The 19,239-nt window shown below is 68.1% G+C and carries 20 protein-coding genes and 1 tRNA gene; 8 read left to right on the top strand and 13 right to left on the bottom strand.

Going from position 1 to position 19,239, the window contains the following annotated elements; genetic code table 11:
- Window positions 1–155: 155 nt before the first annotated feature.
- Entirely contained in the window at window positions 156–560 is a 405-nt protein-coding gene (locus ACGRVM_RS13965) for a group III truncated hemoglobin (RefSeq protein WP_377172624.1), read from the top strand.
- Here ACGRVM_RS13965 and ACGRVM_RS13960 read toward each other — a convergent pair.
- Genes ACGRVM_RS13960 through ACGRVM_RS13945 form a run of 4 tightly spaced genes read right to left on the bottom strand, consistent with a single transcriptional unit; the run spans window position 557 to window position 5,102 of the window.
- Window positions 557–2,170, bottom strand: a complete 1,614-nt coding sequence (locus ACGRVM_RS13960) for an FAD-dependent oxidoreductase (protein WP_377172625.1) — start codon at window positions 2,168–2,170, stop codon at window positions 557–559. The genes ACGRVM_RS13965 and ACGRVM_RS13960 overlap by 4 nt on opposite strands.
- 54 nt (window positions 2,171–2,224) lie before the next feature.
- Window positions 2,225–3,226 (bottom strand): YcjF family protein, encoded by a 1,002-nt coding sequence (locus ACGRVM_RS13955; protein ID WP_377172626.1) that lies wholly within the window; start codon window positions 3,224–3,226, stop codon window positions 2,225–2,227.
- Entirely contained in the window at window positions 3,223–3,678 is a 456-nt protein-coding gene (locus tag ACGRVM_RS13950; protein WP_377172627.1) for a GNAT family N-acetyltransferase, read from the bottom strand. Before ACGRVM_RS13950 ends, ACGRVM_RS13955 begins: the two co-directional genes overlap by 4 nt.
- Window positions 3,675–5,102, bottom strand: a complete 1,428-nt coding sequence (locus tag ACGRVM_RS13945; protein WP_377172628.1) for a YcjX family GTP-binding protein — start codon at window positions 5,100–5,102, stop codon at window positions 3,675–3,677. The genes ACGRVM_RS13950 and ACGRVM_RS13945 overlap by 4 nt, the downstream gene beginning before the upstream one ends.
- Before the next feature lie 157 nt (window positions 5,103–5,259).
- On the opposite strand from ACGRVM_RS13945, the gene truA reads away from it, so the two are divergent.
- The gene (gene truA / locus ACGRVM_RS13940; RefSeq protein WP_377172629.1) at window positions 5,260–6,033 is read left to right on the top strand and encodes a tRNA pseudouridine(38-40) synthase TruA; all 774 of its coding nucleotides are present in this window, start codon (window positions 5,260–5,262) and stop codon (window positions 6,031–6,033) included.
- A 42-nt stretch (window positions 6,034–6,075) separates the two neighbouring features.
- A tRNA-Arg gene (locus tag ACGRVM_RS13935) sits at window positions 6,076–6,152 on the top strand.
- 5 nt (window positions 6,153–6,157) lie between these two features.
- On the opposite strand, the gene ACGRVM_RS13930 is transcribed toward ACGRVM_RS13935, so the two are convergent.
- From ACGRVM_RS13930 to ACGRVM_RS13900, 7 genes are all read right to left on the bottom strand, one after another.
- Window positions 6,158–6,541: a DUF2237 family protein gene (locus tag ACGRVM_RS13930; protein WP_377172630.1), complete on the bottom strand. Its 384-nt coding sequence runs from the start codon at window positions 6,539–6,541 to the stop codon at window positions 6,158–6,160.
- A 70-nt stretch (window positions 6,542–6,611) separates the two neighbouring features.
- Window positions 6,612–7,328 (bottom strand): aminoacyl-tRNA hydrolase, encoded by a 717-nt coding sequence (gene pth, locus ACGRVM_RS13925; protein ID WP_377172631.1) that lies wholly within the window; start codon window positions 7,326–7,328, stop codon window positions 6,612–6,614.
- A gap of 151 nt (window positions 7,329–7,479) precedes the next feature.
- The gene (locus tag ACGRVM_RS13920) at window positions 7,480–8,151 is read right to left on the bottom strand and encodes a 50S ribosomal protein L25/general stress protein Ctc (RefSeq protein ID WP_377172632.1); all 672 of its coding nucleotides are present in this window, start codon (window positions 8,149–8,151) and stop codon (window positions 7,480–7,482) included.
- A 128-nt stretch (window positions 8,152–8,279) separates the two neighbouring features.
- On the bottom strand, window positions 8,280–8,786 hold the full coding sequence (locus ACGRVM_RS13915) for a DUF421 domain-containing protein (protein WP_377172633.1): 507 nt from the start codon (window positions 8,784–8,786) through the stop codon (window positions 8,280–8,282).
- Window positions 8,787–8,789: 3 nt separating this feature from the next.
- Window positions 8,790–9,455 (bottom strand): DUF998 domain-containing protein, encoded by a 666-nt coding sequence (locus tag ACGRVM_RS13910; RefSeq protein ID WP_377172634.1) that lies wholly within the window; start codon window positions 9,453–9,455, stop codon window positions 8,790–8,792.
- Between the two features lie 76 nt (window positions 9,456–9,531).
- Window positions 9,532–10,695: an alpha-hydroxy acid oxidase gene (locus ACGRVM_RS13905; RefSeq protein ID WP_377172635.1), complete on the bottom strand. Its 1,164-nt coding sequence runs from the start codon at window positions 10,693–10,695 to the stop codon at window positions 9,532–9,534.
- Between the two features lie 71 nt (window positions 10,696–10,766).
- Window positions 10,767–11,378 (bottom strand): TlpA family protein disulfide reductase, encoded by a 612-nt coding sequence (locus ACGRVM_RS13900; RefSeq protein WP_377172636.1) that lies wholly within the window; start codon window positions 11,376–11,378, stop codon window positions 10,767–10,769.
- A gap of 21 nt (window positions 11,379–11,399) precedes the next feature.
- On the opposite strand from ACGRVM_RS13900, the gene argH reads away from it, so the two are divergent.
- The 5 genes from argH (at window position 11,400) to ACGRVM_RS13875 (ending at window position 17,250) form a co-directional block, all read left to right on the top strand.
- The gene (argH, locus tag ACGRVM_RS13895) at window positions 11,400–12,791 is read left to right on the top strand and encodes an argininosuccinate lyase (protein ID WP_377172637.1); all 1,392 of its coding nucleotides are present in this window, start codon (window positions 11,400–11,402) and stop codon (window positions 12,789–12,791) included.
- The gene (locus ACGRVM_RS13890; RefSeq protein ID WP_377172638.1) at window positions 12,788–12,961 is read left to right on the top strand and encodes a hypothetical protein; all 174 of its coding nucleotides are present in this window, start codon (window positions 12,788–12,790) and stop codon (window positions 12,959–12,961) included. The genes argH and ACGRVM_RS13890 overlap by 4 nt, the downstream gene beginning before the upstream one ends.
- Window positions 12,958–13,263: a DUF2834 domain-containing protein gene (locus ACGRVM_RS13885; RefSeq protein WP_377172639.1), complete on the top strand. Its 306-nt coding sequence runs from the start codon at window positions 12,958–12,960 to the stop codon at window positions 13,261–13,263. The genes ACGRVM_RS13890 and ACGRVM_RS13885 overlap by 4 nt, the downstream gene beginning before the upstream one ends.
- Window positions 13,264–13,328: 65 nt before the next feature.
- On the top strand, window positions 13,329–14,594 hold the full coding sequence (gene lysA / locus ACGRVM_RS13880) for a diaminopimelate decarboxylase (protein WP_377172640.1): 1,266 nt from the start codon (window positions 13,329–13,331) through the stop codon (window positions 14,592–14,594).
- 28 nt (window positions 14,595–14,622) lie between these two features.
- Entirely contained in the window at window positions 14,623–17,250 is a 2,628-nt protein-coding gene (locus tag ACGRVM_RS13875; protein ID WP_377172641.1) for a TIGR02302 family protein, read from the top strand.
- 4 nt (window positions 17,251–17,254) lie between these two features.
- Here the strand turns inward: ACGRVM_RS13875 and ACGRVM_RS13870 are convergent, their stop codons facing one another.
- Both ACGRVM_RS13870 and ACGRVM_RS13865 read right to left on the bottom strand, forming a co-directional pair.
- Window positions 17,255–18,115, bottom strand: coding sequence for a DMT family transporter (locus ACGRVM_RS13870; protein WP_377172642.1), 861 nt, complete (start codon window positions 18,113–18,115; stop codon window positions 17,255–17,257).
- A 67-nt stretch (window positions 18,116–18,182) separates the two neighbouring features.
- Window positions 18,183–19,100 (bottom strand): zinc-ribbon domain-containing protein, encoded by a 918-nt coding sequence (locus ACGRVM_RS13865; RefSeq protein ID WP_377172643.1) that lies wholly within the window; start codon window positions 19,098–19,100, stop codon window positions 18,183–18,185.
- Window positions 19,101–19,239: the final 139 nt, after the last annotated feature.

Raw genomic sequence — 19,239 nt, 5'->3', positions numbered from 1 at the left:
AGGGGGCGGCGCGAATGGCTCGAACGCCTTGTCCCGGCGGCTCAGGTCTCAGAGCGCCGGGCATGTAATTCGAATGATGATCGCAATGAAACGCATCATGGGCGCGTTATAGGGGCGCCGCCGCCCCGCGTCCAGAGGGCGAAGGAGACACCATCATGACCAATCCGCTGGCCCAGTTCGACGTGAGCCGGGACGAGATCGCCCGCGTCGTCGCGCGCTTCTATGCGCGGGTGCGGCGCGATCCGGTTCTGGGTCCGGTCTTCGCCGCGCATGTTCGCGATTGGCCCGCGCATGAAGAGAAGATCGCGCGTTTCTGGGCCAACGCGATCCTGCGCGAGCGGGTGTATGACGGCAATCCGATGCAGGTGCACAAGGCCGCGCAGGATGTGCAGCCCGAGCATTTCGCGGTCTGGCTGGACCTTTTCGACGAGGTGCTGGCCGAGGAACTGAACGAGGAGACCGCGCGGCGCTGGTCCGCGCTGGCGCACCGGATCGGGCGCGGTTTTAAGGTGGGGCTCGAGATGCGCGCGCCGCCGGGATCGGTGCCGAAGCTGCGCTAGGGCGCGTTCACGTGGTCCCAGATCCGGCCGATCACGACCGAGCCTTCGCCGACCGCGCTCGCCACACGCTTGACCGATCCCGCCCGCACGTCGCCCACGGCGAAAATGCCGGGGCAGGAGGTGGCATAGGGGAAGTCCTGCCCCGCCGCCTCGCCCGTCTGCACGAAGCCCTTGTCGTCGAGCGCCACGAGATCCGAGAGCCAGCCCGTGTTGGGCGCGGCGCCCACCATCACGAAGAGGCCGCAAATCTCCATGTGGCGCTCCTCTCCGTCGATGCTGGCTGTGACGGCCTCGAGCGCCTCGCCGCCGTGGAGCGCGCGCACCTCGGATCTGCGGTGAAGCGTGATGTTGCGCGTGGCCTCGAGCCGGCTCGACAGGTAGTCCGACATGGATGCGGCGAGGCTGTCCCCTCGGATCATCACATGCACATGGCTTGCCGTGCGCGATAGGAACATGGCCGCCTGGCCCGCCGAATTGCCGCCGCCGATCACCACCACCTCGCGGCCCTCGCAAAAGCGCGCCTCGCTCTTGGTGGCGGCATAGTAGAGGCCCGCGCCCTCGAAGTCCTCGAGGCGGTCCCACGGAAGGCGGCGGTACTGCACGCCGGTCGCGATCACCAGCGCGCGGGTGCTGACCTGGCGCGCATCGTCGAGCGTGACGTGAAAGAGCCGCTTGCTGCATTGCGTGAGCGAGACGGCGCGGCGCGGCATGGCGAAGCGGGTGCCGAATTTCATCGCCTGAATTTCGCCCCGCCCCACGAGATCCGCGCCGGAGATGCCGGTGGGAAAACCCATGTAGTTCTCGATCCGGCTCGATGTGCCTGCCTGCCCGCCGATGGAGGTGTCCTCGAGCACAAGCGCGCTCAGCCCCTCCGCGCCGGCATAGACGCCCGCCGCAACGCCCGCGGGCCCCGCGCCGACGATCAGCACGTCGAGCACCTCGTCATCAGGTAGGCCGAGATCGATGCCCAGAAGCTGCGCGAGGCGCTTGGGGGTCGCCGGCTCGACCAGTTGGTCGCGGCCCAGCATCGCCATCGGCTTGCCCGGCTCGGCGCCGCAGGCTTCGGCCAGCCGGCGCGCCTCGTCCGTGCCGAGTTCGATCTCGCGGCAGGGCAGGCGGTTTCTGCCGGCGAAGGCGGCCAGGGCGCGCAGCTCGCGGCTCTGATCTACGCCGATGAGGGCGATGCCGGCTTTCTCGGTCTCGACCATGCGGCGGCGGCGCGCGGCGAAGACGGTGACGACGATATCGGACATCTCGGGCATGTCGGACATGAGGCGCAGCATGTCGGCGCGCGGCACGGCGAGAATACGCCCGACCCGCGTCGCGCGGTTGCCGAGGATCGCGTTGGCGCCCGTCAGGAAGCCCAGATCGCCGGTGAACTGGCCCGGCCCGAGAACCGCGCCGCCGTAGCGCTCGTCCGTGACGGGATCGAACGCCTCGATCTCGCCCTCGAGAACGTAGTGAAACGCATCCATCGGCGCGCCGGGAGTGACGACGATCTCGCCCGCCTCGATGGAGCGCTCGCGGCCCTTGGCGCGCATGGCGGCGACATGATCGTCCCCGAGCGGGGTCCGCACCAACGTGGCGAGATCTGCTGCGAATGATTCCATCTGTCTCGTCCTCGAATCAGTGCGGCGGCGCCGCGTCAGACCAGCATATAGGCACTAACTGGGAAAAAGCCCGCTGAGCGCGGTGGTGACGATCCGGCGCACCTTGGGCCGCTTGCCGGGCGAGAAGGGCAGCGGGCGGCAGACCTCCATGGCGGCGACGCCCACGCGCGCGGTCAGTGCGCCGTTGACCACTCCCTCGCCGAAGCGGCGCGAGACCTTGCCGAGCAGGCTGCCGCCCGCGACCGAGCTGATGACGTCGTCGCCCACCGCGACGGCGCCGGTCGCCACGAGATGCGTCATCACCGCGCGGGTGAGGCGCAGGCTGCCCAGCGTGCCCGAGCGGCCTCCATAGATCTCGGCGATGCGGCGGATCATGCGGATATTCGCGGTGAGCGCGGTGACGACATCCGCGAGGGCGAGCGGGACGAGCGCGGTGACGGCGGCCACTTGCCGCGCCGCACCCTCGATCTGGCGCAGCGCGGCGGCGTCGAGCGGCGTCAGAAGCTCGGTCTCGGCCAAGGCAAGCAGCGCGCCCGCATCGAACTGATCGCCTTGCCGCTCGGCCAGCCGCTGGCGGCCCCAGCGCGTGTCCTCCCGCCCCATGTAGAGCTGCACCAGATCGCCGGTCAGCTTGCGCGCTGCGCCCAGATCGTTCGCGGCGAGGGCCGCATCCGCGCGCCGGTGCAGCGCGTCGATCCGGCCAAGGCGGGCGAAAGCCGCCATCTCGCGGATGGCGATGAGGACCAGCACCACCAGCAGCGCCGCGATGAGCGCGGTGACGCCGTAGCCGAGCACGGGCACCCGCGCGACGAGGCCGGTGGCGAAATCCCACGCGGCGAGCGAGATCGCGACCCCGAGGAGCGCGGCGACAAGCCCCCAGAAGAGGCGCGCAAGCCGCGAGGGGCGCCGCGCGGCCAACACGGCGGCGGTCTGCATCGCTGCGCCTTGCGGCGCCTCCGGCAGATCCGGCTCGGGGACGGGCGGCGCTTCGGACGGCGCGGCGCGCGGCGCGCTCTCGTCCAGATCGAAGAGGATGGGGCCCTTGTGTCGGCTCATCGTGCGCACCTCTCGTCTTGCCACAGCATCTGAAGCTCGGGGATGCCTTCGTCATTGCCCGAGCCGTCGCCTTGCCGCGCCTCGACGAAGCCTTGCGCCGCATAGAAGGCGCGCGCATCGGCATTGGCTTCGGCGACCCAAAGCTCGAGCCGTGGGGCCGCATGCTTGGCATCGTCGAGAAGCGCACGGCCCAGCCCGAGCCCCTGCGCGCGCGGATGCACGTAAAGGGCATGCACCTGCGCGCCGTCACGGGCGATGAAGGCGGCGGGGCCGCGCGCGTCATGAAGGGCGCGCACCCAGCCCGCGCGCGTGATCCGCATCATCACGCGCAGATCGGTGCGGTAGGGCCGCACGCGCGGCAGCCAGTCCGACCGGCGCTCGAAGCCGCGCAGGATGGCGGTCATCTGCGGCACATGCCAAAGGCGCGCACGCAAGGGGACTGCCGCGCTCACAGCCGATCCCCGATCAGGAACTGCGCCGCCCGGTCGAGCCGGATATGCGGCGGCCCCATGCCAGGCTTGGAGACGAGCGGCGCGGGCGCGAATTTCATGATCCGGTAATCGGCATCGAGCCATGCTTCATGACCCTGCCGCGCGGCGGCGATGAGGCTTGCCGGGCTTTCGGGCAGATCGCCGGGATGGAACGCCGCCTCCTTGCCGCGCGTGCCGTCGGGGTTTTGCAGCGTGCCTCGCACGCAGGCGAGGGTTTCGCCTTCGTGCATGCGCTCCTCCTCGACCGTGGCGCGCAGTGCGGCCAGCGCGAGCGCGGATGTTTCGGCGCCCTGGAAATCGGCGCGGCTGCGCGCGCCTTGGGTCAACGCCTCCATGAAGGCGGTGAGGCGGGCATGCTGGGAATGGTGCAGATGGTCGGCCTTGGTGGCGGCGAAGAGGATCTTCTCGACACGGCGGCCAAGGAAGATGCGGCTGAGGAAGGCGTTGCGCCCGGGCCGGAACGCGCCGAGGATCTCGGCCATCGTGTCCTGAAGATCGGCCACGGCGGGCGGTCCCGCATGTATCGCGCCGAGCGCGTCGACGAGCACGATCTGGCGGTCGATCTTGGCGAAATGGTCGCGAAAGAAGGGCGTGACGATCTGCGCCTTGTAGGCGTCGAAGCGCCGCTCCATCTCGCGCCAGAGGCCACGGCGGGCGGGCTTCTCGGGCTTCTGCATCGGCGCGAAGGTGAGCGCGGGCGAGCCTGCCATGTCACCGGGCAGAAGGAAGCGGCCCGGCGCGACGCCGCTCAGGCCCTTGTCACGCGCGGCCTCGAGATAGGCGGTGAAGCTGTCGGCCAGCGCCTTGATCCGCGGCTCGTCCCAGCTTTCGGCGCCGTCCTCGTCGGCAAGGCGCGCGAGGTAGGGCGCGCCGATCTCGCGACGCTTCATCAGGTAGAGCGTGGCCTCGCACCAATCGGCGTAGCTTTTGTCCATGAGCGCCAGATCCAGCAGCCATTCGCCGGGATAGTCCACGATATCGACATGCACCGTGCGCGGCCCCGAAAAACCGGCCAGAAGGCCCGTAGGCCGCACCCGCAGGCTCAGGCGCAGCTCTGAAATGGTGCGCGTGCTTTCGGGCCAACGGGGCGTCGGCGCGGTTAGCGCATCGAGATGACGCTCGAACTCGAACCGGGGCACGGTATCGTCGGGCTGGGGCTGGAGAAAAGCTGCGTCGATCCGGCCCTCGGCAGCGGCGGCGAGGCCGGGCATGCGCCCGCGCTCGAGCAGATTGGCGACGAGCGAGGTGATGAACACGGTCTTGCCCGCCCGCGCGAGGCCAGTCACCCCGATGCGGATCACCGGCTCGAAAAAAGCGCCCGAGACGGTGCCGGTCAGCCTCTCGGCGCCGCGCGCGAGACCGTCTGCGAGGTTCGATATGCCCAATGCGCGGCCCTTTCCCGTGCAGCCTTGGACCCATAGATAACGGCGCCTCGGCGGTGTTTCCAGTGGCGCGACCGCGACGGTTCCGGCGCGAGAATTTTCGGAAAGACAGCGCCGCGCGCGCTTTCGCGTGGATGCGCGTTGGAGTATGAGCGCGAACATGCAGAGATTTGCGCTCAGGATCGAGTATCACGGCGGCCCCTTCGCGGGCTGGCAGAGGCAGCGCGACCAGCCGTCGGTCCAGGGCGCGATCGAGGCGGCGCTGGCGAAGCTCGAGCCGGGGCCGCACACGATCGCCGCCGCCGGGCGCACGGATGCGGGGGTCCATGCGCTGGGGCAGGTGGCGCATTGCGATCTCGAGAAGGAATGGGAGCCTTTCCGCCTCATGGAGGCGCTCAACTATCATCTGAAGCCCGCGCCGGTCGCGATCACCGCCTGCGCGCGGGTCGAGAGCGATTGGCACGCGCGATTCTCGGCGGTGGAGCGGCGCTATCTCTTCCGGCTCGTGATGCGGCGCGCGCCGGTGACGCATGACAAGGGGCTGGTCTGGCAGGTGCCGCATGACCTCGATGTCGAGGCGATGCGCGCGGGCGCCGCGCATCTCATTGGGCTGCATGATTTCACGACCTTCCGCTCGGCCATGTGCCAGTCGGCCAGCCCGGTCAAGACGCTCGATGCGGTGGAGATCACGCGGCAGGACGGGCCGGGCGGGGCCGAGCTGCGCTTTCGCCTGCGCGCGCGGTCCTTTCTGCACAACCAGGTGCGCAGCATCGTCGGCACGCTCGAGCGGGTCGGGCGCGGCGCCTGGACGCCCGAGGATGTGCGCCGCGCGCTCGTCGCCGCCGACCGCGCCGCTTGCGGGCCGGTCTGTCCCCCCGAGGGGCTCTATCTCGACGCCGTGGGATATCCCGCCGACCCCTTCGGAGCGGATTAGGCTTTGCGCCGCGCGCGGACCGGCGCTAGAGAAGGCGCGCGCGGTCCCTTAGCTCAACTGGATAGAGCAGCTGACTTCTAATCAGCAGGTTCGGGGTTCGAGTCCTCGAGGGATCGCCAAAGTCTCAGCCGTCCGCATTGCCAGCATGCTGGCGCAGCACCTCCATGGGAACGATGTCGAGGGCGCGCTCGTGGGTCGCCTCTAGATGCACGCGGGGGGCGCAGCCTTCCTCGTGGGCTTGGGCGAAGCGGGCGGCGCAGAGGCACCATTGATCGCCGGGTTTCAGCCCGGCGAAGCCGAATTCAGGGCGCGGCGTGCTCAGATCGTTGCCGACATACTTCGAAAAGGCGAGGAATTCGGCGGTCATCTCGGCGCAGACGGTGTGGCTGCCGCGATCCTCGGCGCAGGTATTGCAATGGCCATCACGGAAAAATCCGGTGACCGGATCGGCGAGCGAGCAGGGCTCGAGCCGGGTTCCAAGCACATTGACGGGGGCGTCTTTCTCCATGGTTCAGGGCCTTTCCTTGACGTCTCTGTCACTTTAGCGCGCGGCGGGATGCGGACAAGCGCCGCGCGGCTCAGCGGAACCTGTCCACCAGCTTTTGCAGGGCGCTGCGCGCGTCGGGCTCGGGCGGCGTCTCGGCCGGCTTCTCGGCGTGCGCGCGCGTCGCCTCGGGGGCGGCATCCTTTGCCGCAGGCTTGCCCTTCTGGCCGCCGGAGGAGCGCGGCGGCGCGGTGCGCAGGGCGACCGCGTTCTGGAACTTGCCGCTGTCGCCCGCCGCCAGATGCGGCGCGCCGTCCGAGCAGCCGCGCAGCACATCGTCCAGCCATTCCTGATCGGCCTTCGGGAAGTCATGCAGCACGTAGCCCGGCACGGCGTCCTTGTGGCCGGGATGGCCCACGCCCATGCGCACGCGGGTGTAATGCGGGCCGATATGCTGATGCAGCGAGCGCAGGCCGTTATGGCCCGCATGGCCGCCCCCGTCCTTGACGCGCACCTTGCCGGGCGCGAGGTCGATCTCGTCGTGGAAGACGGTGATATCGGGCGCTTCGAGCTTGAAGAAACGCATTGCCTCGCCTACCGATTGGCCGCTGAGATTCATGAAGGTCGCGGGCTTGAGCAGGAGCACTTTCTCGCCGCCCAGCATGCCCTCGGCGGCCTGACCCTGAAAGCGCGCCTTCCAAGGGCCGAAGCCGTGATCGGTGGCGATCCGGTCGAGCGCCATGAAGCCGATATTGTGACGGTTGCCCGCGTATTTCGCGCCGGGATTGCCCAGTCCCGCAAAGATCAGCATGAGGTGCCTCCTGTCCCGGTCGCGCCCGGATCGCGTCCTATCTATCCGCTCCGGGCACGGATTTGAATGGACCATGCCCAACGCGGCCCGGCAAACGAAAAAACGCGGCCCCGAAGGGCCGCGTTCCGAAACGCAGAACCGAAAGCCGGGCTTATTCGCCGTCGGCGGGCGGAATGTCGTCTTCCTGCTCGATGGTCGGGACTTCGTCGGCGGCTGCCTCATCCTCGTCCTCGGCGTCGGATTTCAGAGCCGACGGGGCCGAGACGTTGCAGATCATGAAGTCGCGATCCTTGATCACCAGCTCGGCACCCTCGGGAAGGGTGATGTCCGAGATCGTGATCGTGTCGCCGATGTTCTCGAGCTTCGACAGATCGACGGTCAGCGTGTCGGGAATGTCGCCGGCGGTGACCAGCAGCTCGACTTCGTTGCGAATCGTCGTCAGAACGCCGCCCTTGCGGATGGCCGGGCACTCTTCCTCGTTCTGGAAGTCGATCGGGATGAAGAGGTTGATCTTCGTCGTGCGGCGCAGGCGCATCAGATCGAGATGCGTCGGCAGATCCTTGACCACGTCGCGCTGCACGTCGCGGCAGATGACGCGGACGTCCTCGTGACCATCGACCTTCAGGTTGAACAGGGTCGACTTGAAGCGGCCCTGCTTGAGGCGCTTGATCAGGACGTTGTATTGGATGTTGATCGGAAGCGGATCTTTGTCGCCACCGAAAACGATACCCGGAACCATGCCCTCGCGGCGTGCGGCACGAGCGGCGCCCTTGCCTGTCCCCGTGCGTTCCTGGGCGTGAAGATCAGGAATTTCTCCAGCCATGTTTAGTCTCCATAAGATAAGGGCGGGGCTCCTCCAAGGCTGTAGCCCCGCATGAAGCCGCTCGCATAGAGGATTTGCTCCCGGATGGGAAGGGCGAATCTGGCGCCGGGCGGGCAGTGCTGCGCGGCTCAGTGCTCGGGCGGCGCCGCGCGGCCCCAGGAGACGCCTTCCAGAAGATCGGGGTCGAGCGTGTCGCCATGCAGGACGCTCACATCGCCTGTCGCCTCGAGCACGACGGCGCGCACGCAGCCGGGTGTGATCGCGTTCGCCTCGCGCAGCTTGCCGCGCAATTCATCGCGTGTGACGCGCGACAGGGCCAAGTTCTCTTCGAGGATTCGGCCCTCATGGACGAGCATGAGAGGGGTATTGTCGGTCAAGCGGCGCATCGGCGTCCAGCGCTGACGCAGGAGCGACACGGCAAAACGCGCGGCGAAGAGCGTCGCCAGCGCGACGAGGCCGGGCCACGGCGTCTTGGCGCTGGTCATCATCGTGGCCAGAACCGAGCCCGCGGCGACGGTCAGTGCGAAATCGAAGCTCGACATCTTGGAGAAGGAGCGCAGCCCGTTGATGCGCGCGAGGACGATGACGGCGATGACCGCGAGAAGCGTCTGGCCGATGATGGCGAGATGTTCCATCCCCTACGCCTCCGTGCGGCAGTCGAGGCCGCGCCAGAGGAAAACTAGCGAGAGCACGGCGATCATGCCGCAGGCGAAGAGGCCGAGAATGCGCTCGAGAAGGCCGTCGATCGAGGTGGGGGACATGAGGAACACCGGCGACATGACTGCCCACCCGACGCCGAGGCCGATGATCCACCAAGCCGCCCGGACATGCCCGGAGCTGCGCAATCCGGCTTGCATCACAGCGCTCAGCAGGGTGAATAGCGCGCCCATCGCATAGACGAGGTAGATGTGGATGACGACGCCTTCATTGTCGTTGTCGCCATATTCGTTGCGCGCGCCGATGATGACGACAATCGCCGCAAGAAGACTGAGGGACATAACGCCGAGGCTCCACCCGGTCTTGCCGAGATGCGCATGGGCCGCCGCCAGCGCGGTGGCCATGAGGCCCGCCGCGAAGCCGTAGAGCGCGATATCCATCAGGATCTCCCACCGCCCGGCGGCCAGATCGCTGATCGTGTCCGAGACCCAGTCATGGTTGGGCACATAGATGGGCGCGATGAGCGTGCCGAGGATGAGCGCGGCGCAGCCGCCGAGCCCGAGCGCACCGCAGGCGATGAGAAGCCAAGGCCGCTCGGCCGTTGGCGCAACGCCCGTGCGGCCTCTTTCATTGCCTTCGGTCGCCATGATCCCGCCCCCGCTGTGCTTTAATGGCACATAACGCGGGGCGGGTTGGTATCGTTCCGGCGGTCTTGGAAGGAGGCTACTGCCAGCCGTCCGAAAATCCCTTGGGAATCATCAGGATATCGCGGTCCACCTTGCGGATGTCCCGGTGCCCGCAAAAGGCCATCGAGACGTCCAGCTCCTTATGGATCACCTCGAGGGCGCGGGTCACGCCCGCCTCGCCCATCGCGCCGAGGCCGTAGATATAGGCGCGCCCGATATAGGTGCCGGTCGCGCCCATCGCGAGCGCCTTGAGCACGTCCTGTCCCGAGCGGATGCCGCTGTCGAGATGCACCTCGATCTTGTCTCCGACGGCGTCGAGGATCTGCGGCAACGCCCTTATCGAGCTGAGCGCCCCGTCGAGCTGACGTCCGCCGTGGTTGCTCACGACGATCGCGTCGGCGCCCACGTTCAGCGCCTCGCGCGCATCGCGCGGATCGATGATGCCCTTGATGACCAGCGGGCCGTCCCACATCTTGCGGAATTGCCGGATGCGGTCCCAGTCGAGCGACTGGTCGAACGCCTCGTTGGTCCAATAGCTCAGATCCCGCGGATCCTTGACCGCCTTCACATGGCCCACGATGTTCCCGAAGCTGCGCCGCTTGGTGCGGAGCATCTCGAGGCCCCATCTCGCCTTGGTCGCCATGTTCGCGACGCTGCGCGGGGTCAGCTTGGGCGGGGCGGAAAGGCCGTTCTTGATGTCCTTGTGGCGCTGGCCCAGCATCTGCAGATCGACGGTGATGACCGCCGCCGAACATTTCGCGGCCTTCGCGCGGTCGAAGAGCCGCTGCATGTAGTCGTCGTCGAGAAGCGTGTAGACCTGAAGCCAGAAAGGCTTGGACGTGTTCTCGGCCACATCCTCGATCGAGCAGATGGACATGGTGGACAGCGTGTAGGGCACGCCGAACTTCTCTGCCGCGCGGGCGGCCTTGATCTCGCCATCCGCGCTCTGCATGCCGGTGAGGCCCACGGGCGCGAGCGCGACGGGCATTGAGACGTCCTGCCCGATCATCTGGCTGGCGGTCGAGCGTCCGGCCATGTCGATGGCGACGCGCTGGCGCAAAAGGATCTCGCTGAAATCGGATGTGTTCGCGCGGAAGGTCTGTTCGGTCCAGCTTCCGGACTCGCAATAGTCGTAGAACATACGCGGCACACGCCGGCGGTAGATCCGTTTGAGATCGTCGATATTGGTGATGACGGGCATGGGCGGGCCTATGGTGCTGCGTTCGCGCAACGTCTTAGCGGCAGAGGCGCATGGCCCGCAATGGGCAGGGCTTATTCCGCCGGTGCGTTCAGCCCCGCGATCAGCGCCTTGGCGCTTTCGGAACTCCAATGCGCGTCGCCCTGCATGCGGGCGATCTCGCGGCCCTCGGGGTCGATGATGACGGTGATGGGCAGGCCCAGAACGCCCATGTCGCGCGCGACGCGCTGGTTCGGGTCGCGGTGCATCGGCAGGTTCTCGACGCCGATCTCGGCGAAGAAATCCTCGATGGCGGGCACGGCGTTGCGGCCCGTGGCCAGCGTCACCACCTCGAAATCCTCGCCGCCGAACTCGGTCTGAAGCTCGGAGAGCATGGGCATTTCCTTTCGGCAGGGCGCGCACCACGTGGCCCAGAAATTCAGAAGGACATACTTGCCCTCGTAATGCGCGAGCGTTCCGTCGCCGCCATCCTCCATCACGAAACTGCCGGCCGAGATCGCCTTCGGCTCGGCATGAAAGCTCAGCTTCTTCATGTCGCCTTCGAGCCCCGCCGCGAGCGCGGAATAGTCCCGCGCGGGCGCGTCCGACGCCGCATCCGGCGCGCTGCCCAGAAAGACCACGAGACCCACCGCGATTGCACCCAAGGCGGCGGCGGGATAAAGCAGGGCGGAACGGGACAGGCTCATAATTCCTCCGAAGGATACGGCATGGCAGACAAGACTTCGAACCAGATGTGGGGCGGCCGTTTCGCCGCCGGACCCGATGCGATCATGGAGGCAATTAACGCCTCGATCGGGTTCGACAAGCGCATGGCGGCCCAGGACATCGCCGGCTCGAAGGCCCATGCCGCCATGCTTGCGGCGACGGGCATCGTCACAGATAGTGACGCGCGCGCCATGACGGAAGGGCTCGATGCCGTTCTGGCCGAGATCGAGGCGGGCGACTTCGCCTTTTCCGCGGCGCTCGAGGACATTCACATGAACGTCGAGGCGCGGCTCAAGGAGATCGTGGGCGAGCCTGCGGGCCGGCTGCATACCGGGCGCTCGCGGAACGATCAGGTGGCGACGGATTTCCGGCTCTGGGTGCGTGACCAGTTGGACGGGGCCGAGGGCGCGCTGACCGCGCTGATGCGCGCGCTTGTGTCGCAGGCCGAGGCGGGCGCGGATTGGGTCATGCCGGGCTTCACTCATCTTCAGGTCGCGCAGCCCGTGACATGGGGGCATCACATGCTGGCCTATGTCGAGATGTTCGCCCGCGATCTGGGCCGCGTGCGCGACGCGCGGGCGCGGATGAATGAATGCCCGCTCGGCGCCGCCGCGCTTGCCGGCACGTCCTTTCCCATCGACCGGGACATGACGGCGCAGGCGCTGGGCTTCGATCGGCCCTCGGCCAACTCGCTCGACGCGGTGAGCGACCGGGATTTCGCGCTCGAATTCCTCGGCATGGCGAGCATCTGCGCGATGCATCTAAGCCGGATGGCCGAAGAGCTCGTCATCTGGTCTTCCGCGCAGTTCCGCTTCGTCGCGCTGTCGGATCGTTTCTCGACCGGCTCGAGCATCATGCCCCAGAAGAAAAACCCCGACGCCGCCGAGCTCATCCGCGCCAAGATCGGGCGTATCTTCGGCGCCAATGTCGCGCTGACGCTGGTGATGAAGGGCCTGCCGCTCGCCTATTCGAAGGACATGCAGGAAGACAAGGAGCAGGTCTTCGACGCCGCCGACAACCTCATGCTTGCGCTGGCCGCGATGGAGGGCATGGTGCGCGACATGAGCGCGAACCGCGAGGTTCTCGAGGCTGCCGCCGCGACCGGGTTCTCCACCGCGACCGACCTCGCGGACTGGCTGGTGCGGGTGCTGAACATGCCGTTCCGCGAGGCGCATCACGTCACCGGATCGCTGGTGGCCCTGGCCGAGACGAAGGGCTGCGATCTGCCCGATCTGAGCCTCGAGGACATGCAGGGCGTGCATGCGGGCATCACGGGGGATGTATTCGGCGTGCTGGGTGTGCATAATTCCGTGGCGAGCCGCACGAGCTATGGCGGCACCGCCCCCGACAACGTGCGCGCGCAGGTGGCGCGCTGGCAGGAGAGACTGGCATGAGACTTGGCCTCGCTATGAGCGCGCTGATCGCGCTGGCCGCTTGCGGCGTCGACGGCGCGCCCATCCCGCCGGGCAGCCAGGACGAACTGGCACCCGCGCGCAACCAGACACCCACGGCGAGCGGCCCGATCGGCGGCTTCTCGAGCGTGCATGCGGGGGCCGTGCTGTGAAATACGTCTATCTCGCCCTCGCGGTCTGGGGCACGATCCACCCGATGACCTATTTCATGAACTGGTTCATGCTGAACGGGTTCGATCTGGGCGGCATGATCGACGCATGGCACGTCAATCCGGCGACGAGCGGGCTGGTCTGGGATCTGACCATCGCCGCCGTCGCGCTGACGGTCTGGGTTCTGGTCGAGACATGGCGCAGCCGCGACTGGATGCGCCTGCTGGCGGTGCCCGCGGCCTTCTGCATCGGGGTGAGCTGCGGTCTGCCGCTCTATCTCTACCTGCGTCTGCGCAAGGGCTGATCGCCGGATTTTTCGAGTATTTTCGCCAAGATAAAGCCCCGAGGGGCGATAGGGGACGACGCGGCTTGGATCATTTTCTCTACAAGGACGGCGTGCTGCATGCCGAGGATGTGCCTCTGGCCGAGATCGCGGCCGCCGTGGGCACCCCCTTCTACGTCTATTCGACAGCCACGCTCGAGCGGCATTTCCGCCTCTTCGACGAGGCGCTGGCGGGTATGGATCACCTCGTCTGCTATGCGATGAAGGCGGCGAGCAACGTGGCCATCCTCAAGACGCTGGCGCGGCTCGGGGCGGGAATGGACGTGGTCTCGGGCGGGGAATACATGCGCGCCAAGGCGGCGGGCGTTCCGGGCGAGCGCATCGTCTTTTCCGGTGTGGGCAAGACCCGCGACGAGATGCGCCTCGCGCTCGCCGGCGGCATCCGCCAGTTCAATGTCGAGAGCGAGCCCGAGATGGAGGCGCTGAGCGCGGTGGCCGTGGAGCTGGGCGTGATCGCGCCCATCACGGTGCGCGTCAATCCCGACGTGGATGCCAGGACCCATGCCAAGATTGCGACCGGCAAGAGCGAGAACAAGTTCGGCATTCCCATCGCCCGCGCCCGCGAGGTCTATCGCCTCGCGGCGGATCTGCCCGGCCTCGAGGCGATCGGCATCGACGTGCATATCGGCAGCCAGCTGACCGATCTCGAGCCCTTCCGCATGGCCTATGCCAAGGTGGCCGAGCTGACCGGGGTTCTGCGCGCGGACGGGCATGACATCCGCCGCCTCGATCTGGGGGGCGGCCTCGGCATCCCCTACTCGCGCAGCAACGAGGCGCCGCCGCTGCCCACGGAATACGGCGCGCTCATCCGCGAGACGCTGGGCCATCTGGGCTGCGAGATCGAGATCGAGCCGGGGCGCCTCATCGCCGGGAATGCGGGGCTGATGGTCAGCGAGGTCATCTACGTCAAATCGGGTGAGGGCCGCGATTTCCTGATCCTCGACGGCGCGATGAACGATCTGATCCGGCCCGCCATGTATGACGCCTGGCACGATATCGTGCCGGTGATCGAGCCGGAGCCGGGCGCCGAGCAGCGCCCCTACGACATCGTCGGCCCGGTCTGCGAGAGCGGCGATACCTTCGCCAAGCAGCGCATGATGCCGCAGCTCGAAGCGGGCGATCTGGTGGCCTTCCGAAGCGCGGGCGCCTACGGCGCGGTCATGTCCAGCGAATACAACACCCGGCCCCTCATTCCCGAGGTGCTGGTCAATGGGCATGAATTCGCCGTGATCCGGGCCCGTCCGAGCTTTGACGAGATGATAAATCGAGATACCATCCCCGAATGGCTGTAGCGTTCTGCGGCCCCATCCGGAGAGGTGAATGGCCCAGACCCCCAATCAGCATGCCCCCGACAGCCATGAGGCGGTGAGGCAGCGGCTGCGCGGCCCCCTCAGCCTGACATGGGCGGGCCTGTTGGCCGAGCGGCTGGTGCGCGCCTTCTGGCCGCTCTGGACGCTGATGATCGGCTGCGGTGCGGCGCTCATGCTGGGCTGGCAGGATCTTTTCTCTTTCGAAGTGACGGCTGCCGCCGCCATCGCCGCCTGCCTCGGCGCGCTGGCGCTGCTTGTCGTCGGGGTGTCGGGCTTTCGCTGGCCACGGCGGGCCGAGGCGCTGGCGCGGCTCGATGCGGGGTTGCCGGGGCGGCCCTTGCAAGCGCTCGGCGATGCGCAGGCCATCGGGCGGGGCGATGCCGCGTCCGAAGCGCTCTGGCAGACGCATCTGGAGCGGATGCAGAAGGCCGCCGCTAGCGCCCGTGCGCCCAGACCCGACCTGCGCATCGCGCGGCTCGACCGTTTCGGGCTGCGCTACATCGCCCTTCTGGGCCTAGTCGTGGCCGTCATGTTCGGCTCGGTCTTGCGGATCGGCGCGCCGGCGCAGATGCTGCCGGGCGGGGCCGCCGGGCTTGCCACCGGGCCGGCCTGGGAAGGCTGGATCGAGCCGCCGGTCTATACGGGCCTTCCGACGCTCTACCTTGCCGATCAGGGCGAGAGGATCGAGGTGCCCGAGGGGAGCCGCGTGATGGTGCGCCTCTACGGCGAGCTGGGCGCGCTTGCGTTGTCCGAGACGGTGTCGGGGCGCACCGATGATCTGGGCGCCGCGACGGACCCGGCGCAGGGCTTCGACGTGACGCAGGACGGCACGCTCGCCATCGACGGGCCAGGCGGGCGGACTTGGGACATTCGCGCCGTACCGGACACGGCGCCGAGCGCCGAAGTGCTGGCCGAAGGCGCCAAGACGACGTTCGATGGCCAGATGAGCCAGCCCTACGCCGCGCGCGACGATCACGGCGTGATCGGCGGCACGGCGCGGTTCGCGCTCGATCTGGGTGCGGTGGATCGCCGCCACGGCCTCGCCGCCGAGCCCGAGCCGCGCGAGCCCATCACGCTCGATCTGCCGCTTCCCATCACCGGCAGCCGGACGGAGTTCACCGAGGCGCTGGTCGAGAACCTGTCGGAGCATCCTTGGGCGCATATGCCCATGACGCTGACGATCGAGGTGGAGGATGCGGCGGGCCAGACGGGCGCGAGCGCGCCGATGCCGATGGACCTGCCCGCGCGGCGCTTCTTCGATCCGGTGGCGGCCGCCTTGATCGAGCAGCGGCGCGATCTGCTCTGGAGCCGCGACAACGCGACGCGCGTGGCACAGGTGATCCGGGCGGTGTCCTACAAGCCCGAAGAGAAACTCTTTCGGGATCCGGCGGATTTTCTGAAACTGCGCACGATCCTGCGCCGGCTCGAGGCATCGCTCGAGGGTGGTCTCGACGCCGAGACACGCGACGAGCTCGCCGCCGCGCTTTGGGATCTCGCGGTGACGATGGAGGACGGCGATATCGGCGACGCGCTCGAGCGGATGCGTGAGGCGCAGGAGCGGCTGAGCGAGGCGATGCGCAACGGCGCCAGCGAGGACGAGGTCGCCCGCCTCATGCAGGAGCTGCGCGACGCGACGGACGACTACCTGCGCCAGAAATCCCAGCAGGCCCAGCGCGAGGACGAGACCGACCAGCGCGACATGGGCGACCGCGAGATGACGATGCTCAGCCAGCAGGATCTGCAGGACATGATGGATCGCATTCAGGAGCTGATGCAGGAAGGCCGCATGGCCGAAGCCGAAGAGGCGCTGCGCCAGTTCCAGGAAATGATGGAGAACCTGCGCGTCACCGAGGGCCAGCCGGGGCAGGGCGAGGGAAGTCCGGGGCAGCAGGCGATGGAGGGGCTGGCCGACACGCTGCGCCAACAGCAGGGCCTCTCGGATCAGGCGTTCCGCGATCTTCAGGAACAGTTCAACCCCGGCGCGCGGGCGGGCGAGAGCCAGGGCAATGAAGGCCGCAACGGCGGTCAGGGCCGGGGCCAGAGCCACGAGGGCCAAGGCGGCCAAGGCGAGGCGCAGGGCGGCGAGGGCGAAGGGAACCCGCAGGGCGAGGGCCAGCAGCGCCAGAGCGGGCAGGGCGGTGGCCAGCCGGGCGATCTGGCCGCGCGGCAGGAAGCCTTGCGGCAGGAGCTCGAGCGTCAGCGCGGCAGCCTGCCGGGCAGCGGCGCTGCCACTGAGGAGGCGCGCGGCGCGCTCGACCGCGCGGGCGAGGCGATGGACGGGGCCGAAGAGGCGCTGCGCGGTGATGATCTGGCCGAGGCGATCGACCGCCAGGCCGAGGCTATGGACGCGCTGCGCGACGGGATGCGCAGCCTGGGCGAGGCCATGGCCGAGCAGCAGGGCGAGCGTCAGGGCGGGCAGGGCCAGGCGCAGGGTGCGACCGGTGGCCAGCAATCCGATCCGCTGGGCCGCACGCCCGGGCAGGGCGACCGCGCAGGCACCGATGGCAATCTGTTGCAGGGCGAGGACGTCTACCGGCGCGCGCGCGAGCTTCTGGAGGAGTTGCGTCGCCGCTCGGGCGAAGGCGCGCGCCCCGAGGTCGAGCGCGATTACCTCGAACGGCTGCTCGAGCGGTTCTGACCGCTCAGGCCCGGCTCGGCGCTGCGGGAGGTGCCCGCAGCGTCATCACCGCCTCGAAGATCGCGGCGGCGAAGATAAGCGTGCCGCCAAGCGCCTGCCAAAGCCCGAAAGGCTCGTCGAGCAGGATTGCGGCAGAGATCACCCCGGAGACGATCTCGAGCGTGAAAAGAAAGCTGAGCAGCGCCGGCGCGAGGCGCAGCGCGCCCCAGAGCGTCATTCCGATCACCGGGACGAGATAGGCCGCGCCGAGCGCGAGAGAGAGGCCGAGCGCGCCGATGCCGGCCGCGTCGCTCAGCGTCTCGCCCAGGATCACCACGAAAAACGCCGATTGCAGCGCGCCCCAGCCCACCGTCGCAAGGGTCAGCGCGGCCACGGGGGCCCTGCGCCCGGTGAAGATCAGCGCCGCGCCGATGGCCCATGAAACGCCCGCCGCGAGCGCCATCAGATCGCCGATGTTGAGCGAGGCGAGCGAGAGATCGCCGCCGAGGACGAGATAGGCCCCGATCAACGACAGCCCCAGCGTGAGCCATGAGCTGCGCTGCCACGGCATGCGCAGGAACGCCCATTCGATGATCTTGGACCATGCGGGGGCGAGGTAGAACAACAAGATCACCCGCACCACGTCCGACAGCGTGATCGCGATGGAATAGAGCGTGAAGGCCAGCGCGATCAGGAATGCGCCGAGAAGCGCCTTCGGTCCGATGCGCGCCGACAGGCGGCGCGCCGCGATGAAGGCGGCGAGCAGGATCACCGCGCCGAGATTGCACAGAAAACTGGCCTGCGCGCCGGTCAGGCCCATGCTTTCGATCAGGCGGATCGGGATCCACCACAGACCCCACATGATCGCCGAAAGGAATGTGAGCATCACCGGCGCGAGCTGGCCGCCCGGTATGGGGGTGGAGGCGGATTTCACGCGGGGATCGCGGCGCGGCTCACCCGCCGGTGCCGGTGCCGGTGCCGGTTTCGGCCCCGGTATCCGCCGGCGCATTGCCGGTCACCGTGTCGAACCAGAGCATCAGCGCGGCGATCTGCCCATCCAGCCAGACCCGCAGCCCGTCGACCCAGACCACGTAATCGGCAAGCACGTCCCGAAGGGCCGGCAGCATCTCGGCAAGCTGCGCCGCGAAGGCATAGACGCCGAGCGCGGCGAGCGCGGCCAGAACCATCAGCAAAAAGCCACGGCCAAAGCCGCCGCGGCTACGCGGCGCGGCCTCGGGATACGCGTCATGCCCGGTTTCGGCGCCATCGTATTGCGCCGGCTCGGGTCCGAGCGAGGAATTGATTTCCTCGATATCGGGGAAAAGACTGCTGCGCGATTTGGGATCGATGTCGTCGTGATCGTCATCGCTGCGCTCATCGGGATCGAAGCCGCGCATGCGGGCCATGCGCTCGCGCGCCTGCCGGGCGCGCGTCGCCTCGCCCTCGTCCTCGTCGAGGCCGAGATCGGGCTGCATCTCGACGCCGCCCTGGGCCGCCGCGCGGGCGCGTTTCTCGCGCTCGGCCTCCTCGCGCAGCACCGACGCGACCGAGGGATCTATCTCGCGCCGCTCGGGGCGGGCAGAGGGCTTGGTCTGCGCCGCCGGCTCGGGCGGAGGCGGCGGGGCGAAATCCTCGGCGGCGGGTGAGGGCGGCTCGGGCGCCTCGGGGGGATCGACCTCTTCCCAGTCGTCCTCCTGCGCGGCAGTGCCCTCAGGGATGTCATCCTCGTCGCCTGCATCGGAGATGTGATCGCGATGGGGCTGGAACCACGTGTCGCCGCAATTGGAGCACTGCACGTCGCGGCCCGTTTCGGGGATCACCTCGTCGGGCACCTCGTATTGGGCACCGCAATTCGGGCAAGTCAGCCTCATTTTCGCACCTGTCACCTGTCCCCGTTTGCCGGGCTGTTTCTGATTATGGACAGCCTAAGGTTTAAAGGATGGATCGAAAAGAGCAAAGGAATTGCGGCCCCGCATTGCAACGCAAGGCGCGGTGGGGCATTTAGGAGCC

This window comes from Roseovarius aquimarinus (genome assembly GCF_043661195.1).
Classification (GTDB): domain Bacteria; phylum Pseudomonadota; class Alphaproteobacteria; order Rhodobacterales; family Rhodobacteraceae; genus Roseovarius; species Roseovarius aquimarinus.
Note: the sequence above shows the minus strand (reverse complement) of the source record. Positions and strands in the feature narration are given on the sequence as shown.

Excerpts from the sequence above, each read along its gene's own strand:
- ACGRVM_RS13965 (WP_377172624.1), top strand. The coding sequence starts at position 156 with ATGACCAATCCGCTGGCCCAGTTCGACGTGAGCCGGGACGAGATCGCC.
- ACGRVM_RS13960 (WP_377172625.1), bottom strand. The coding sequence starts at position 2,170 with ATGGAATCATTCGCAGCAGATCTCGCCACGTTGGTGCGGACCCCGCTC.
- ACGRVM_RS13955 (WP_377172626.1), bottom strand. The coding sequence starts at position 3,226 with ATGAGCCGACACAAGGGCCCCATCCTCTTCGATCTGGACGAGAGCGCG.
- truA (WP_377172629.1), top strand. The coding sequence starts at position 5,260 with ATGCAGAGATTTGCGCTCAGGATCGAGTATCACGGCGGCCCCTTCGCG.
- ACGRVM_RS13930 (WP_377172630.1), bottom strand. The coding sequence starts at position 6,541 with ATGGAGAAAGACGCCCCCGTCAATGTGCTTGGAACCCGGCTCGAGCCC.
- pth (WP_377172631.1), bottom strand. The coding sequence starts at position 7,328 with ATGCTGATCTTTGCGGGACTGGGCAATCCCGGCGCGAAATACGCGGGC.
- ACGRVM_RS13920 (WP_377172632.1), bottom strand. The coding sequence starts at position 8,151 with ATGGCTGGAGAAATTCCTGATCTTCACGCCCAGGAACGCACGGGGACA.
- ACGRVM_RS13915 (WP_377172633.1), bottom strand. The coding sequence starts at position 8,786 with ATGGAACATCTCGCCATCATCGGCCAGACGCTTCTCGCGGTCATCGCC.
- ACGRVM_RS13910 (WP_377172634.1), bottom strand. The coding sequence starts at position 9,455 with ATGGCGACCGAAGGCAATGAAAGAGGCCGCACGGGCGTTGCGCCAACG.
- ACGRVM_RS13905 (WP_377172635.1), bottom strand. The coding sequence starts at position 10,695 with ATGCCCGTCATCACCAATATCGACGATCTCAAACGGATCTACCGCCGG.
- ACGRVM_RS13900 (WP_377172636.1), bottom strand. The coding sequence starts at position 11,378 with ATGAGCCTGTCCCGTTCCGCCCTGCTTTATCCCGCCGCCGCCTTGGGT.
- argH (WP_377172637.1), top strand. The coding sequence starts at position 11,400 with ATGGCAGACAAGACTTCGAACCAGATGTGGGGCGGCCGTTTCGCCGCC.
- ACGRVM_RS13890 (WP_377172638.1), top strand. The coding sequence starts at position 12,788 with ATGAGACTTGGCCTCGCTATGAGCGCGCTGATCGCGCTGGCCGCTTGC.
- ACGRVM_RS13875 (WP_377172641.1), top strand. The coding sequence starts at position 14,623 with ATGGCCCAGACCCCCAATCAGCATGCCCCCGACAGCCATGAGGCGGTG.
- ACGRVM_RS13870 (WP_377172642.1), bottom strand. The coding sequence starts at position 18,115 with ATGCTCACATTCCTTTCGGCGATCATGTGGGGTCTGTGGTGGATCCCG.
- ACGRVM_RS13865 (WP_377172643.1), bottom strand. The coding sequence starts at position 19,100 with ATGAGGCTGACTTGCCCGAATTGCGGTGCCCAATACGAGGTGCCCGAC.